Below are 15,956 nucleotides of genomic sequence, written 5' to 3'. Positions count from 1 at the left end.
TGGACTATCTTGGGACCATGGCGGAGCCGGGCCGGAAAGAGTACGGGGTTGACCCCGAGGAGTTCGGTTCTGCCCGCGTGGATGCGGCCGCCCTGCTGGATGCCGGGTTGGGCGACGTCGATTGGTCGGTCCCGCCACCGGGCGCCGTGCAGTTCACCATCGACGTTCCCAGCGGGAAGCTGGCCGCCTTGGCGCTGGGCAATCCGGATGACCCCTGCGTCGTCCTGGTTCCCGGTGCCACGGGGTCGAAAGAGGATTTTTCGCTTATGATGCCGGACCTCGCCGGGGCCGGCTACTACCCGCTGGCCTATGATCTGGCGGGCCAGTACCAGTCAGCCGGCGCCGGGCCGGAGAACCTGGTGCCGCCCAGGAAGCATTATGACTACCAGCTGTTCGTGGACGACTTCCTGGCCGTCCTGGAAACCACAGCCACCCCCGCCCACGTTGTGGCCTATTCCTTCGCGGGCATCATCGCCCAGCTCGCTTACGCGCAGCGGCCCGAACTGTTCCGGTCCATCACGTTCCTTGGGTGCCCGCCGGAACCTGGCCAGAGCTTCCGCGGCGTGAGCCGCATCGGCCGCTTCAGCACGTGGGTGAACGGCCGGGCCGGAGCAGCCCTGCTGATTTGGGGGATCCGGAGCGGCAGGGTGGCACACGTACCGCCAGGACGCCAGCGGTTCGTCAACTACCGCTTCCGCTTCACCCGCCGCGCTTCCGTCCGCGATATCTACACCCTGATGCAAAGCGTTCCCGACCTTCGGGCCCAATTGGCGGAGGCGCCGCTTCCCAAATTCGTGGCCGTGGGCGAACATGACCTGTGGCCGCTCCAGCTGCACCGGCTGTTTGCCCAGGCAATCCGCGCACGGATAGGGGTATACAGGGGCGGGCACAGTCCGTGCGAAACATCCCCGCACGAGTTCAGCCGCGATCTCCTTGCCCTCTATGCCAAGGACGGGAACGCGTAACCGGTCCCCCGGGCCCGCCGCCCTGTTGCGGCACAGTTTCCGCACGCTCGCGGATATTGAGCAGCATCCTGCGCATCATCCAGATGTCACCAAACTCGACGAGAGCAGAGAAGGCAATGGCCGGTGAGAACCACCGGTACCGCGAGCGGATGCGGCTGATAAGCCGCGTTGAGCCCGCGCCGGCGGGGTCAAGCTGCCACGTCCAGCTGGTGTCCCCCGGCGTGCCCCAGACCATGGACCGGGGAGGTTCCATCGCGCGGACCGGGATGCCGTGTTTGCCGTCGGGACTCATCGGCACGATGTCGCCCACCGCCAGGTTCTGCAGCTCCGGGATGATGCGGCGTGCGCTTGGCCGGCCGAGGTTATCGAGGAGGTCATAGCTGTACCAGCCGCCGCGGGTCACTCCGGCCTGCACCAGCCATGGCCAAATTCTCTCCGGCGGCGCGGTGATGGTGATGGCCCTGGTGGCATTGAAGGTTGGTTTCGGCACGAGGTCATCGCCGGGCAGCTGCCTGGAAACCTCCTCCGGCGTTGCACCCCAGGTGAGCTGCCATGGGCGAACCCAGCGGACATAGATGACAGCCGCAACCACCAGGACAGGGACCAATCGCATGCCGGATCGCATCCGCCCAGTCTGGCAACGACGTCCTGCCTGATTCCAGGGCCGAATGTCCCGTGGGAACCCGTCAGCGCCCGCCCAGTCCCTGGAGGATGGCGGCGCCAAGGTGTGCCCCGTTCGTCAATGCCAGGAAGACCACTACCGGTACGCTCAGCACCCAGGCTGCCCGTCGCCGTCGTGCTTGGTCCACGAGGTGCCGCAGGGCGTCAAAGTTCCGTTGCAGCCCCAACTGGTCACCTTGGGGAGCCGGGCGCCTGTGCCACGTTCCTGGCTGAACGGCGGCTGCGGAGATGCGGGCCACTTCCTCCCGGCTGAGCACCGGCCTGAACCCCTGCAACCAGCGCAGCAGTCGGGCTTCGGTGACCACCCCCACCTGCTCGGGCCGCGCCTTGATGGTCAGGCTCTTCGGGTCAACAATGACGACGACGCCTGTCACCTTGACCGGATAGCGCGCCGCGGCGGTCAGCAGTTTTGAGGCGCGCGCTGCTTCGTGCGCCGCGTTGTAGAGGTGCCGGGTCTTCGTCCCCGCAACCATGAGTGTCCGGCCCGCCACCCAGACTGGCTGGCCGGAGTGGTTCTTTGTGTTGACGGTGAAGACTCCGGCAGGTCCTACCAGGACATGGTCGATATCCGAGGAACCAGTCCCTACCGGGACGGCATGGAGTACAAGCCACTCCGGACCCAGGTTTGCCAAAATCCTCTCCACGGCGATCTCGCCGAGAGCACCTTTGTACCAGGGCGAACTTTCCGGAGTGAGCGGGTTGACTCCAAAGATCCTCTGGAGGGTGGAGCGCGGGCCCGCCAGCCTTTGCCGGGCCAGCAGTTCCTCGATAACGGCCTTGGCCTGGAACACGTGTCCCTAAATGTGCTGGTGCTGACTCAGCGATCATTGATGTTTCCCCCAATATTGTGCTCTTGCAGCACGAGCCTAAGGGCATTGTTGATGGCTCGCAGCCTGCCGGCCCCCAGCGCCCGGATCCTTCCGGAATCCTTGGGGGATCCTGCGGAAAGCGTGCAGTTTCCGAGTCAACAACCCTTTCACTGGCCAGAGCATCAGGGCTAGGATCTTCCGGCACACCCCAAGGCCTGGGTGTAAGTCAGCGGCAGAGGAGACAACCGACATGGCCGGAGGCACGGGAATGAACGGCCCGCATTGGCGGCGGGTGCTGGCAACACTGGGCAATGGTGATGCCAGGACGGCTTACGCGCAGATCGTGCTGGGAGCCGCTCCTGGCGACGTCCTGCCCGACGTGAAGCAGCAGCGGCGGAACCGGGCCCTCGCAGCCCTGCTTGAGTCCGGGCTGGTGGAACAGCAGGCATCGGGTGAGCTGGTGGCAGCGGACTCGATATTCCGCGACCTGCTGGCCCAGCAGCCGCGCCGCCAGCCGCAGACTGGGCTGGACAGGTTCATGCGGCTTGGGCGGATTGAACGATATCCAGCGAACGTGGCCGAGCGGCGGGCCCTGCTGGCGCGGATCGCCAACGAGGTCATCGAGCCTGGCGAAAAGCTCACGGAGAGGCAGGTCAACGAGCGGCTGCTCAGCTATACCGACGACGTTGTGCTGCTGCGCCGCTACATGATCGACTTCGGCCTGCTGCAGCGGACCCCCACGGGCTCTTCTTACTCGCTGATGGACTAGCCGGCGCCTTGCCCTTTGACGAAGTGCAGTAGCTTGGAGCGCATGAGCGACTCGTCACGTGTGGCGCCGGGAGGCGTTACGAAGGGGACCATGGCTTTCGGCGCTGTGGCGCTGGTATGTGTTGTGGGAGGCGGGTTGGTTGCGGCAGTAACCGGTCCGCTCCATCTTGAGCATGGATCGTGGGCAGCTGCGTACCTGGTGCTCGTCGGAGGAGTGGCCCAGGGCGCCTTGGGCGCAGGCCAATACTTCCTGGCGCCGCAACGCTTTACCGGCTGGAAAGTCGTAGCGGAGCTGGTGGCGTGGAACAGCGCCTCCGCAGCAGTCATTGGCGGGACGTTGATCGGTAACCCGTGGGTTGTTGATGCCGGTGGCGGCCTGCTGGTTGCTTCGCTTGCACTGATGTTCCAGACTGTCCGCGGCCCGGGGGCACAGCCCCGTTGGGCTTTATGGGGTTACCGGGCCCTGCTGGTGGTGATGGGCGTCAGCATCCCCATCGGACTGCTGTTGGCCCATTTGCGGGCTCCATGAACTCCACGGCCCGGCAGGGCGCACCACGCCGCAGGCCACACCTCACCTAAAATACTGACATGCCTACACTTGTTCACGAGTTTGCGTGGCCCGATCGAGTCGTCATCGGCACCGTTGGTGTCCCGGGGGCGCGCACCTTCTACCTGCAGGTGCGCGCAGGCGCACAAATCGTGAGTATTGCCCTGGAAAAACAGCAATCGGCTCTGCTCGCAGAGAAGATCGACGAGATTCTGGACCAGCTCATCACCCTTGAGGGCAACCCCTTCAGCGTTCCCACCGGGACTCCCATCGAGTTGGTTGACAACGATCCGCTTGAGGCCGTTGAGGAGCAGTTTCGGACCGGCGCCATGGGGCTGGGCTGGGACCCTGCGACGGCGCAGGTGGTGATAGAGGCTTACCCCATCGGCGATGACGATGCTGATTCAGACGACGAATCCTTTGACCAGGGCGGTGCTGAGGCACCGGAAATGCTGTTGGTGCGGATGCCGGTGGGCACCGCCCGGGCATTCACCAAGCGCACGCGTGAGGTGGTGGGCGCCGGGCGTCCACTATGCCCGCTGTGCGGATATCCAGTGGACGCCGAAGGGCATGTCTGCACGCCTCCCGAGGAGTGATTGCGGAGCTCAACCAGCCGAAGGCTATGAGGAAGCCGATCCGACGGCGCGCTCGATCTTCTGGAGGGTAGCCCGGCTGGCTGCGATTTCAATGACGCCATCGTCTGAGTCCAGGGTGAGGATCTGGAAGTCCAACGGCACGTCCTGTTGATGGTCGTGGCGGTCAGTCTTCCGTGTCGGGATCGCCGCAGCCCCAAGCCCGGTGAGAGCCTTGCTGCGGCCATTGGGGATCAAGGTGTCGTCCACGATCGGCTGGAAATCGATCCGTTCGGCGCCGGGCCGCGCGATCCCCATCCGCCAGATGCTGCTCAACGAGCCCGGCGGTGAACCAGGGAATCGCAGGAAGATGACCAAGGTGCCGTGTTCATCCAGCTTCTCGGCGGCCGTCGGGAACCGCTTCGTCAGGAAGAACACGCCGCCACCGATCATCAGGGCGTAGAAGACGGCGTTGGCGATGGCGTCTTCGAGGCTCTCCCCGGCGATGAGACCTGCCGCCAGGATAACGGCGCAGGCCGCCGCGCCAACCAGCACCGCCCGGAGCGCGGGATGCATCCCGCCCCACTTCCTCATGGCGTCATCCTAGGGGCAGAGTTTTCCCGCAGCTATGGTTCGACCCGGAGGGTCTTGGGAGCCGATGGCCGATGGTCTGCATAACCCGGAGAACCGGTTGTATGCCGGGGCAACTCTTGAGCGAACCTTGTGCCCATGATGGGTTGCAGTTTAGGGACGGGTTCTATCGTTGGGGCCAGGATCCTGCTGCTGGGGCAGGTTCTGAACCTGGGACCAGGGCCGGCGGCAGCAGCATCCCGAGACCGGATGCAGCCCCCCAAACCGCCGCCGGCCCGATCCCGGACCTGATGAGAATGACGGCTACTCGGCGTTGCCCAGCTCCGTGGCTGCCTCCTCTGAGTCCTCGAGCAGCCACGCCATTGCCTTGTCGCGGGAAGTGAAATACCTGATCGGGAATCCGGCGGGCGCCAGGGGCAGGCGGAACATGGCGATGACGCGATCAACGGGAGAAGAACCGAGCAATGCCATACGCGAAATGCTGGACTGGTCAGGGAAGACTTTTCGAGCGGCGGCGGAGTGGGTCACGCCCTGGATCTCGACCAGCATCGGCAGCCTGGTGCCCTGGGCCAAGGTGGTGATGGCGGCGAGGGCGGCGTTGGCTACGTCGATGCCTATGTAGGTCCCCCGCTTCCAGGTCAGGTGAAGGACACCGCCGGACAACTCCATTGTTCCTTTGCCTTTGATGTCCACCTTGCTCATGTTGTCACCTTTCATGAAAATCCCGCCCGTCCTTGACGGTAGCTGAACGGCGTCGCCTTTGCAGCAGCAGAAGGCTTCCTCGCCCCCGAGTGCCAGCCGTAAGATTGAGGTGCTGGGTCGGCGGAGCCGCGGCAGGTCTGGCCGGATGTGGCGTCGCAGGCGGCCAAAAATGTGTCATCTCGTCCCGAGCGGATGCGGCAATGAGCACGAAAGATCGCGGTTGGAGGCGGGCCGCCTTCGCAGTCGTCCTCCTTGTGTCGGGCTGCACTTATTCCACCGATGAGCCCGCACCGTCATCAAGCTCTCCGAGCCCCTTCGCTTCCCTGGAAAATCAGGTCCAGCTGTTCCTGGATGAGGGCGCGGTGGCCACCGTTGTTCAGATCCGCTGGCCTGAGGGCGAGTGGTCGAAGGCCTACGGCGTCCGTGATCTTGAGACCAAAACGCCAGCGCAGCCCACGGACCGGACAGAGGTCGCCAGCGTCACGAAGACCATGACGGCGGTGGCTGTGCTCAAACTCGTCGACGACCACCTGATCGGCCTGGACGATCCCGTCAATGACGTCATCCCCGGGTTCTCGTCCACCCTCAAGCCCCCAGGTCCGATCACCGTCAGGCAGCTGCTCAGCCACACATCCGGGATGCCCGAGGTCAACGATGCCCTGCCACAAGACGTCGACTTCCGCCCGGCCCTCCGCCAGACGCTCACCATGGAGCGTGGCTTGGAGCTGGCGGGTACCCTGCCGTGGACCTCTGCAGATGTGGGGTCATTCAAGTACTCGAACACGAACTACCTCGCACTCGGCCTCCTCATCCAAACGTTGCGGCACAAACCCTTCGTTCAGGTCATGCAGGAGGAGGTCTTCGGCCCTCTGGGTTTGAAGAACACCAGCTTGGACCACGTTGACCTCCAGGAACCCGGACTTTTGCACGGCTACGTGACACTGCGCGGTGAACGCGTCGACACCACAGACAATACGTTCGCAGTGGGCAACCCGGCAGGCGGCGCTGTATCGACCATGGAGGACTTGAACCTCCTCATGGCCGGAATCTTCCAGGGACGGGCGGTTTCTGCATCGTCCCTGCGGGAGATGAAGACCAGCACCGGCTTTCGCCCGTATGGACTGGGGGTGTGGGAGCACGGGGACGGATGCTCGAAAGACTCCCGGCACGAGGGCCGGGGCTCGTTCTGGGATTACCAGACTGTAGCGGTCAGCAGCGGAGACGGGCGGTATCAGGCTGCGATGACGGTGACAACGCCACCGATGCCCACGGAGTTCGAGGACCCCTCCACCCCGGACAAGCGCAACTACCTGAACGGCCGGATCGAGTCCACCCTTAATGAGGCCCTGGACCACATCTGCAAGCCAGTCGGCTGAAAAAGCACCTCCCGTCCATTGATCCTGTCCTCTCACCAAAGCACAAGGGACTCTGCACTCGGTGTGCAGAGTCCCTTGCTGCTCACAGAAGATCCGGGGGGATCGTGGAGGATGTGAGACCCAAGCTTATTTGGCGGAAAGCGCCAAATGCGGACCCCCATGGTTCCGCGGTTTTAGTGGACTACTGCCGATGCTGGCCTACTAACCTAGTTGGCGAAATCGAGAGGTGACGTGGAGTCACAACCTGGCAGCTCAGAGGTACATTTCTTCGTGCCGCCGCTGTCATTGAGCCTCCTGCGACTGCGAGACCCGAAACGGGTCAATCCGCTAGGACGGCCTCGTCAAGGATCCCCGCAGAGTGGATGTCAACATCGTAGCCAGCCTCTCGCAGATCCTCGCGGAGCACGTTCACCATTGCCCGGTCGTGCTGGCGAATCGCCTTTCTGTCCCATGTGGTTCCGCTCTTGACCAAGTCCGACATTAGTTGAAGTTTGGTGCTCTGCCTGACGATCTCTGTCTTGTTCGCCTTGTAGGGGGGCAAGTTGTTGCTGAATTTGGAGTTCGTGCTGACACTGACTAGCGCGAGGTTTCCGAACATGTGGAGCTCCTTATCATCAGGCGTCACCAGTTCCCAGCCGTCATCGTCTCGGTTGGCATACTGAGGGAAGAAGTGCTCTACGGAGTTCCGGTACACGAAAGTGAAGCTGGGGTCGGCCGGGGAGGCAGGACCGGCACCCTCCGTTGCCAAGAGGTAGTCAAGGTAGGTGAACACGATCCGCTCAATATTGAACCCGGCTGGCTGGGACCCGACAAAGAATGCTTGCTGCACCTTCTGGCGCGCGTGCGTCCTTAAGACGGCGAGGATCGATTGAGCCGCGTCCTGCTGCGTCAGGCCGATGATCGGTTCGCGTAGGATTCTCGTAATCCAGTGCATTGTCCGCGGGGAGGTGTAGGTGACTCGGAACATTGATTGGAGCAGCAGCACGTCGCGCGTTGCATCGTCAACGGGGGTGTCTTCCCACTCCGCCCTGTAGGGCGAGAAGGCGTTGGGAAAGCGCGCATTGACCGTAGTCCGTTTGCCTTTTTGGGACGGTGACTCTCCCCGGGTCAGGCGTTTAAGAGACCAGGCGCCGTCGTCAGCGTTGGTTGCCGTGAACTCACGCTTGAGAACGTAATTGTCCAGCACGAACTTGCATCGCAGGAGAACCTCGATGAACCGCTTGACCCGGTCCGACCGCTGACTCTCGGAGAGAGGTTTGAAATCGCTTTCGAAAAGCTTGATCAACTTGCCGTCGTCGAGGTGGCCATCGACGTCGTCCTCGCCGTCCGTCTCCCTCAGAACTTTTAGCGCGTGAAGGAGCAGAGTTGGGAACTTGATGGGCGACTCGAACCGGCGACTTTCGGAGTCTTCCTCGGTTGGCTCCGCAGGGGTTCTGGCGTAGAGCCGGAGCGCTTCGCCCAAGCTCACGCCCGCACTCCGGCTCACGCCGCTCCGGGCGTGAACCTGCGGCCGCTTGAGGATCAGGTCATCGAATGTCGAAACCGTAAGGCGGTCCCATCTCGGACTAAAAATTTCGTCTCGCAAGTCCGTGTTGCTTGGAGTCAGCGCCATTTGGATGTACGAGTTCATCTCAGCGCAGGCGTCCCAGACCCAGGCAAGGCAAGCCCTATCGTCCTCGACCTCCCCCGCCTCGTTGCGCAGGTAACTCATCAGACGCGCCTTGATAATGTCGACCTGCTCCAGCTGCTGGCCACGGGTGTTCATAATCTCGAAGTACTTATTCAAGTCGGTCTGTACAGGGAGAATCGCTCGCACGAGCTGCACGTTATCCTCTAGGAATCTCTGAAAAGTGTCTCGTTCTTCGGGGGTCCTGAACTTCGCCATGCGCGACTTGATCACCTGAAAGCCCAGGTGGATGCCGGCACCTTCGTCATCGTCCGAAGTCGTGAGGCGCGTCAGCGCTTGGGTCGCGTTCCTCCGAGATTGATACGTGAGTTGCGCCTTCGGAGCGACTCCGAGGTGCGTCAATAGCATCAACAGGGTTGTCAGTCGTTGCTGACCATCAACAACCTCGAAGGTCACGCCATCCCTCCTGAGGCCGGGAGGCTTCCGGGCCACTATCAAATTACCTAAGAAGTAATCGTCAGCTTCCGCCTGTGCTGCCGCCCACACGTCATCAATGAGTTGCTCGATTTGCTCAACGCCCCAGGCGTAGTTGCGCTGATAAATTGGAATCTCGTAGTGCGTTTTCACCTCATCAAAAAGCTCGCCGACCGTAAACAAATTTGCTGCTAATTTTTCGATCATCAACCGGCCAACCGATCCAAGAGGCGCATCAAATCCTGCTCATGCTTTGGCATGTCGTCTCGTCCTTTGACCTCGACGCGTAACCGCCGAAGTTCGGTCGAGGTCTCAGCACTACGAAGAAGAACGAAAGCTGATGCACTGTTTTCTAAAGAACTGGCGTGATTGTTCACGGTGACTAGCTGAAGCCGCTGGTAGCTCGTCCGAAGGGTGTAGGCCCACGTGAACAACCGGCTCTTTGCCTCGCGAATCTCGACGTCGCCGAATCTGTTTGTGTAGTAGAGCAGTGCTGCCAGGTAAAGCTCGGAAACGTATCGATACCTTGCTCGCGATGGGAGCTCGCGAAAGCCGTCGTCCGTGGAGGCGAACTGGCCCCAAGACTTTTCTTTGCCCTCGTTCCCGTCCTGTTCATCGAAGCCCTCTTCGCGGAGTCTTCGTAATTCTGCCAACATGAACGTAACCATCTCGAAGAAGGACCGTCCTGCGACCACAGGTGCGTCGATTTGGAAGCGCGTTCGGTTGGTCATCCGGCTCGCTTCATCGGAGTGCTCAACCCAGGCCCCGAGCATAGGCACGGCGGTTTGAGCAGCGAGGTGGTAGCGCGCGGCGGGCGTGTTTGCCGATTTGGGTGTCAAGCCCTTAAAGGAGTCGATGTGTCGCGTTGAGAAAGTTGGTGCGGAAAGTCCACGCGTCCACCGCTTGATACGCCAAAGATACGTTGAAAAGAGCCGGTCGAGCTCTGCATCGGGGACATCCTGCCAACCCTCGACGAGGGCTTCTCGCATAGCGTCAGACTCGTCGCTCATCTCGCGCAGATGGTATGCCTTCAGTAAATCGTGTGGCAGCAGAGACTTGCCCCGATAGTTCTGTGAGTCGAAAACCCGAAAAGCCTCGTCCGCGTCATCCGTCTCCACTCGAATGATTTCGCAGTTGCCACGGATGAAGTCAGCAAGAGCTCTAGTTGGCTCCTCCATGTTTTTGACACGACGGGCCAACTCCTTCCTGACTAGAACTACACGAGCGGCTGGGTCCTCGTGCTCGATCGGCAGGACCTCGATATGGCCTTCGCTCGCCTCATCAAGTAGATCCAGCAATACTTTCAGGGTCAAGAGACGCTGCTGGCCGTCGACAACGTGGATCTGAACATTCTCGTTGTCCCTATGGAGGATAACGGCGCCGAGCACATATGAAGGCCATCGGGTCTGGTCCGCATTTGGCAAAGCTTTTTCTGCCATGAATGCCTCACGGATGTCGTCGAAAAGTTGGAGCGCAGTGGCAGGCTCCCAGCTGTAGGGCCTTTGATAGGACGGGATAGTCAGTCCTTCATCTAACAGCTCACCAACGGTGACAACTCTGACGCCCTTCTCGCGATCAATAGCCACACGACACCCCTTTCGCAAATTGGGCAACCTACCAGCAGCCCGATCATTGAGACTATAAGCAACTAGCTGCACTACACAGTGCTTCGCGCGTCGAACTAGAGCGTGTGTCCTGTGGGACGCACGAATACATTGGCATTGTTAGAACAAGAAGGATGACGAGCACAAAGCCGTCGCCACTTTTCGGGCTACACGCAACCCGCAAATGACGCTGGACCAGCTCCTTGCGGGAGCGCTAAATCAATGTCACCAAAGCGCGGCCTGCGCGATACCGCGCAGGCCGCGCTCTTCATGACAGCTCAACTAGATGAGAATTACTCCAACTTGCACCGAAAGAAACCAACTAGCTCCAAATCTCACAGACCAGTTAGGTTGTCCCAAAGATCAATTGGGTTGTCCACTCACAACGCCTGTGAGCTGCGGGCCCAGTTGGAAGATCTTCCACCAGAAGGGGCCCGATCTTGCCGGGACCTGAGCTTGAAAGCAGCGCAATCACGTCCCGTTCATTTGAAAGTTTGCGGGGCTCGCGGAGGCCGTCACGGCTGAACTTCAGTGGTGCCGCCTGTGTGCGGCCCAAATTGTCCGAGTAGGTACTGTTGCGGCCCCGTGCCTAAGAAAGGAACTCGTGCTGGCCGACCTCGCCGCGCCTCTGGGCAACTTTCATAGCAACTCGAACCGCCTTGACACGGATGTAGTTGAACGTCCTCACGACTTCTCCCGGCGACGCGTTGGTATTCAGGGACCACGCAACGAGGTCGTCGTATTCCTTGCGCGCCTCTACGTCCTCAGGCAGGGAACTCGCGGCCAAAGAAGCCATGTAGGCGTCGGCAAGGCTGTGGCAGTGCTCTCCTGTGTAGTGGTTCTTCATAAAGCCGGCTTCCATGGCGGCGGCCAGTTCGGCACAACGAGCGTCCGGATTCATTCCTGGGACGCACTCTCTGGGGTGTCTGCCGCGTCTCGCTTCCGCGACTTGAACAAACCAGCGACTTTTCCACCCGCCGCGCCCGTGGCTCCAGCCAGCGCACCTCCAAGGCCCTTCACCGCGGCGAGGGCCTGCGGTTCATCCGGGATACCATCGCCGTCGACGTCAACAGCACGGAACGGGCGGGACACAGCCGCGGCGGCGGTCGCCACTCCTGAGCTCACGGCGGAGGCACCGGTTGCCACCCCTTCTCCAACTGTGCTGGCCGTCCCAGTGATCCAGCTTCCCGTGGACTTCGCGGCATCCTCCAAGGCTGCAAGCGCCCGGTTGGGTTCGGACTCCTGGTCCTCGGCGTCGGACAATTCGATCTGCAGGGCAAGGTGGACCGGGAACTCCGCCGGAGCCTCAGGGAATGCTTTACGGGCGGACTCCACGACGTCCCGGCCAAACACAAAACGGCTCACGCCGCCAGTCAACGCACCCACGCCGTATTCGATCGCCGTCTGATGTTTTCCGTTCAAGGTCTCCCGCACGGTGTCCAGCTGACCCGTCTGCATAGTCCGGACGAGGCTTTGCGCGGCCCCGCTGGGCAGGGTATCAGCCAGGGTAGTTGCCCAGTGGGACCAGTCCCCGCTGGCGGCGGCAAATTTGTGGCCAACGCCCACGACACCGTCGGGGGATGTCTCCGCGACGTCCTTGGCCATGATGGCAATTTGCTCCTGGCTTACCCGCTCATTGGTCAGCCCGTAGACCAACGCGTGGGCCTGGTCCTGGTCAAGGGCCTTCCCGTGGATGTCGGCGAGGGCCAGACCGTAGATCGCTGTGAGCTCGAATTGGAGCTGCTGATCCCCGGCAGGGAGCAGTGCAGCGATCCGGTTGGCGCCGCTTTTCGCCGCGCCCATGGCCATGTTCTTCGCGGCCACCTTAGCCGCTTCCTTGGCGGTTACCTGCACGGTCTTCTTGGCGGCCTGCTTGCCTGCAGTCTTGATACCGGCGGCAGCGACTCCCCCGCCAGGAATGAGGGCAATTCCAACTTCAGCTGCGATCGATCCCGCAGTGATGGCGGCTCCTGCAGCCGTAATTGACGTGCTGTAGTGACGTTCGAGCAGCCTGATTACTTCTGCGGGGGTTGCCTCCGGACGCCGGCGCCGAATCCGCATGACGTACTTGCGCGCAATTGAGTGACGGGCACTGACCGCCTTCGCGATGTCTGCGTTTGCTTCCTCGTCATCCAACTGGGTCTCCAGCGTGACAGCATCGCTCTCAGTCATTTAAGTTGTCCCCCTCTAAACCACAGGCTCAACTCTGAGCCCTTTATCAACGCTGCAATTCAATTCGCGGCAGAGGAGGTGAGACTCCCCTGCCGCGCAGTCATCAGTGTCCCGCATGCGGCGGCAAGAAATTGCTCGCCACGCTGCACCGGCCCGCGCCAGTAGAGCACACAGGCGGAAGTGAGCTTATCCCGGAATCTGAATACGCGCCGCCTCCTGCAGCAGCGGATCAGAAATCAGGACGGTGGCGGCACCCGGGGCAATGTCGAAGGCGACGTTGCCCCGCGCCTTGTTCCCGGGAAGCACCTCGCCCGAGCCCAACTGGTTGTCGGCAAACATGCTCATGTCTGCCTTACGCCCGTTGCCATCCTTCGCCGACAAATAGAGCGGGTTGGAGCTTGTCTTGCCGGATTCCGTTTCCCAGAGCACGTCCAGGAGCAGGTAGGTGCCGTTCTTGGGTGGAGTAGCGAACGCGCCGGTGGTGACTGAGTCGGTGCGTGCGGCGGACACGATAGTGATCCTGGCGACGTTGCCGTCGCGCATCTTCACCGCGAATGGAACGCCCACGGCAGGGGCCGCCGGAGCGGCAGGAGTGGACGACGGCGGTGCTGCCGCCGCCGGGGCGGCAGGAGCGGCGGCAGCCGGCGCAGTCGCTTCGACGGACGATGTGGCCGAGGCGATCGGGCTGGAGTCGGCAGCCTGCTTGCTTCCGCCCGAGCAGGAGCCCATGAGAATTCCCACCAGGAGGACGCCTGCGGGGACAACGAAGCGCTTCTTCTTGTAGAACGGTCGGGCTGCCGGCGTCTGGGCGGCCGGCGGGACAGGGGCAAAGTTTTGGTTGGTCATGGTGGTGCCTTTCAAGTGATGCGATTGGACGGTGCTGCGGAGTAGCAGTGGCTACTGTTTTTCCCATTTGCCACAGCGGGTTGAGTTGAAGTCCTGGCCTGGGGAGAGCGTGACGACGGGCCGCCCGCCGCCGGGGATGTCGTTTTCGATGATCTTGCTGCCGTTCGTGCCGGACTGGTAGATGCCTTAGTAGCAGCTGGAACCGACGGCAGCAGCCGCCCGGTACGTGCCGGGCTCGATGTCGGAACCCACAGTCCAGGTACCGTCAGCCGCGGTGTTGGCGGCTTTGGTCTTTTCGGCTCCGGTTACCGCGTCCTCACGCTTCTTTACGGCCGCCTCGGCTGCCTTCACGGCAGCATCGGCCTTGGATACTTCGGCTTCCCGGGCCGAGACCGTGGATTCACGCCCCGTGATGCCGTTCTGCAGGGTGTCGTACTTGCCCTTCACGGCGGCGTAGCTGGTCAGGGCCTCGTCGCGTTCCCTCTCAACAGTGGACTTTTCCCCGGCGAGGGACTTGTAGGCCGGGCTTGCCGTCGGGTCGGGCAGCACCGTTCCGGCGGCCACCCCGCCGGCGAAGAGTACAACGGCGGCGCCCGCCACCAGGATGCGCTTCTTCCGCCGGGGCTTCGCTGCCGGAGCAGCCTGGCCGCTTGCGGGATCAGTGAAGACTTCCTCGATAAACGCCTCATAGGACCCTGGACATGGAGTGGTTTGATGGTTGGCCATGGCTCTTCCTTTGTTCGTGGATGACCGCTAAACGGCGGCGGGATCCTGCTCCCCCAATGTGCGGTTTCCCGCCGCCGCCGCAGCTCCGGAAGACTCCTTCGTGGCTGCAGAACGAACGTACGGCCAGGCGGACGCTCATTGCCGCTTCAAGGCTGATAACGCCCCTTATCAGCCATCAAAGTGGCGTGTCGGTCCTGGCCGCTAGGCTGATGCAACGATCACGACTGATTGGGGCAGTAATGGAAGCAACCGGTACGGCGCTGCGCATGTCGCTGTCCGACGTCGCCGCCCTGGCACAGGTGCAGCGCCCGGTGGTCTCCATGTGGCGCAAGCGAAGCAGCGGCGGGGCGCTGCCGTTTCCCGCTGCGAAGGGACAACTCAACGGCGTTGAGCAGTTCGATGCTGGGGAAATCAGCGCGTGGCTCCATGCAACCGGGCGCGGGAACAATCCCGAGGCGGGGAACGACGTCGCCGTTTTTGCCCGACCCACCTCCCCTGAATCGGAACCTCCCCGGGACAGCCGGCAGACCTTCGATGGGCTCACCTCGCTGCTTGCGCTGAAGGTGATCAGCGGACAGAGCCTGGGCCCCATGGGTGCCGCCCAGCTTTTGGACGCCGCTGACGAAGCAGACCCCGACGACGTTTTCCTCTATGGCGAGCTCGAGGCACTTGGTTCCGCCCTTCCAGGGCTTGCCAATTTCGCAGACAGGCTCGCGGACAGCGCTTTCAGTGCCCCCGCAGCCTTCGAGAAGCTGCTGGCCCACCGGTTCAGGGAAGGCCTCCGTGAACAGTCGGACACTGCACTCACAGACGCTGGACTCAGGCTTGTTGGCGCGGCAGCCATGGAACTGGCCCCCACACTGGACGGCAGGCCCATCTACGTCGACTCGACGCCGGGCGGAAGCGACGTGATGCTCAGCATCACCCAGCAGGCTGGAGAATCAGCCGCGGCCACCCTCCTGGCAGCAGACCACGACGGCGGCGCATCACGGCTGGCCCGCAGGCGCCTGGCAGTTCACGGCACGGACAACGCCCCGGTGAAGATCGACTCCAAAGGAGCCTTCGCGGTCAGCGGTCCCGCAGTGCACGTGGCACAGTATCCTGCCCCGGGCGCCCCGTCCCTGAATACAACCGGCATCCTGTCCGGCATCGAAAACATCGTCCTGCAAATGGACGACTCGCAGAGAGGCGTCGTCATTGCCCCGGCCCGGGTTCTCTGTGACGCGCTCTCCGGAGAGACGGGCAACCTCCGCTCGGATCTCCTGCGCTCGGGCCGGGTCCGGGCCATCGTCCGGTTGCAGCCGGGACTGTTGCGTGCCAAGCCCCGCGAGCCCCAAGCGCTATGGGTGCTGGGGCCGTCATATGCGGACGTTCCCATCGCGGACCGCTGGACCATGGTTGCCGACGTCAGCACCACCGCCCTGACGCTTGATGTTAGCCAGGACTTGATCAGCGACATTGCCGCCTCCATGGGTGACAGGGCCACCATCCGGGCC

14 protein-coding genes and 1 pseudogene are annotated in these 15,956 nt (G+C 62.4%); 5 read left to right on the top strand and 10 right to left on the bottom strand.

What is annotated here, in order from left to right; genetic code table 11:
- Positions 1-17 precede the first annotated feature (17 nt).
- Positions 18-965 (top strand): alpha/beta fold hydrolase, encoded by a 948-nt coding sequence (locus ACR65J_RS07945; RefSeq protein WP_440167603.1) that lies wholly within the window; start codon positions 18-20, stop codon positions 963-965.
- Here the strand turns inward: ACR65J_RS07945 and ACR65J_RS07940 are convergent.
- Both ACR65J_RS07940 and ACR65J_RS07935 read right to left on the bottom strand, forming a co-directional pair.
- The gene (locus ACR65J_RS07940) at positions 919-1,590 is read right to left on the bottom strand and encodes a hypothetical protein (RefSeq protein WP_440167601.1); all 672 of its coding nucleotides are present in this window, start codon (positions 1,588-1,590) and stop codon (positions 919-921) included. The two genes, ACR65J_RS07945 and ACR65J_RS07940, sit on opposite strands and share 47 nt — an antisense overlap.
- A 61-nt stretch (positions 1,591-1,651) precedes the next feature.
- Entirely contained in the window at positions 1,652-2,437 is a 786-nt protein-coding gene (locus ACR65J_RS07935) for a nuclease-related domain-containing protein (protein ID WP_440167599.1), read from the bottom strand.
- 268 nt (positions 2,438-2,705) lie between these two features.
- Between ACR65J_RS07935 and ACR65J_RS07930 the strand changes: the two genes are divergently transcribed.
- Genes ACR65J_RS07930 through ACR65J_RS07920 form a run of 3 tightly spaced genes read left to right on the top strand, consistent with a single transcriptional unit; the run spans position 2,706 to position 4,366 of the window.
- Entirely contained in the window at positions 2,706-3,224 is a 519-nt protein-coding gene (locus ACR65J_RS07930; protein ID WP_440167597.1) for a DUF2087 domain-containing protein, read from the top strand.
- A 42-nt stretch (positions 3,225-3,266) separates the two neighbouring features.
- Positions 3,267-3,752 (top strand): hypothetical protein, encoded by a 486-nt coding sequence (locus ACR65J_RS07925; RefSeq protein ID WP_440167595.1) that lies wholly within the window; start codon positions 3,267-3,269, stop codon positions 3,750-3,752.
- A 59-nt stretch (positions 3,753-3,811) separates the two neighbouring features.
- Positions 3,812-4,366 carry a DUF3090 domain-containing protein gene (locus tag ACR65J_RS07920; RefSeq protein ID WP_440167594.1) on the top strand — a complete coding sequence of 185 codons (555 nt, stop codon included), beginning with the start codon at positions 3,812-3,814 and terminating at the stop codon, positions 4,364-4,366.
- Positions 4,367-4,390: 24 nt separating this feature from the next.
- On the opposite strand, the gene ACR65J_RS07915 is transcribed toward ACR65J_RS07920, so the two are convergent.
- Positions 4,391-4,936, bottom strand: a complete 546-nt coding sequence (locus tag ACR65J_RS07915) for a hypothetical protein (RefSeq protein ID WP_440167592.1) — start codon at positions 4,934-4,936, stop codon at positions 4,391-4,393.
- A 300-nt stretch (positions 4,937-5,236) separates the two neighbouring features.
- On the bottom strand, positions 5,237-5,635 hold the full coding sequence (locus ACR65J_RS07910) for a DUF7793 family protein (RefSeq protein ID WP_440167590.1): 399 nt from the start codon (positions 5,633-5,635) through the stop codon (positions 5,237-5,239).
- A 200-nt stretch (positions 5,636-5,835) separates the two neighbouring features.
- Between ACR65J_RS07910 and ACR65J_RS07905 the strand changes: the two genes are divergently transcribed.
- Complete coding sequence (locus ACR65J_RS07905; protein WP_440167588.1) at positions 5,836-7,011, top strand: serine hydrolase domain-containing protein; 1,176 nt, start codon at positions 5,836-5,838, stop codon at positions 7,009-7,011.
- A 319-nt stretch (positions 7,012-7,330) separates the two neighbouring features.
- Here ACR65J_RS07905 and ACR65J_RS07900 read toward each other — a convergent pair whose 3' ends face one another.
- From ACR65J_RS07900 to ACR65J_RS07875, 6 genes and pseudogenes are all read right to left on the bottom strand, one after another.
- Positions 7,331-9,319 carry a DUF262 domain-containing protein gene (locus tag ACR65J_RS07900; protein WP_440168005.1) on the bottom strand — a complete coding sequence of 663 codons (1,989 nt, stop codon included), beginning with the start codon at positions 9,317-9,319 and terminating at the stop codon, positions 7,331-7,333.
- On the bottom strand, positions 9,319-10,698 hold the full coding sequence (locus tag ACR65J_RS07895; protein WP_440167586.1) for a DUF262 domain-containing protein: 1,380 nt from the start codon (positions 10,696-10,698) through the stop codon (positions 9,319-9,321). Before ACR65J_RS07895 ends, ACR65J_RS07900 begins: the two co-directional genes overlap by 1 nt.
- 607 nt (positions 10,699-11,305) lie before the next feature.
- On the bottom strand, positions 11,306-11,563 hold the full coding sequence (locus ACR65J_RS07890) for a hypothetical protein (protein ID WP_440167585.1): 258 nt from the start codon (positions 11,561-11,563) through the stop codon (positions 11,306-11,308).
- Positions 11,564-11,613: 50 nt separating this feature from the next.
- A complete protein-coding gene (locus ACR65J_RS07885) occupies positions 11,614-12,888 on the bottom strand; it encodes a hypothetical protein (RefSeq protein WP_440167583.1) in 1,275 nt (424 codons plus the stop codon).
- A gap of 186 nt (positions 12,889-13,074) precedes the next feature.
- Entirely contained in the window at positions 13,075-13,734 is a 660-nt protein-coding gene (locus ACR65J_RS07880; RefSeq protein ID WP_440167581.1) for a DUF4352 domain-containing protein, read from the bottom strand.
- Positions 13,735-13,785: 51 nt separating this feature from the next.
- Positions 13,786-14,460, bottom strand: a pseudogene (locus ACR65J_RS07875) (Rv1352/Rv1906c domain-containing protein).
- Positions 14,461-15,956: the final 1,496 nt, after the last annotated feature.

The sequence above is a fragment of the Arthrobacter sp. SAFR-044 genome (genome assembly GCF_059414985.1).
The sequence above is the reverse complement of the archived record's forward strand: the minus strand, read 5'-3'. Positions and strand labels throughout refer to the sequence as shown.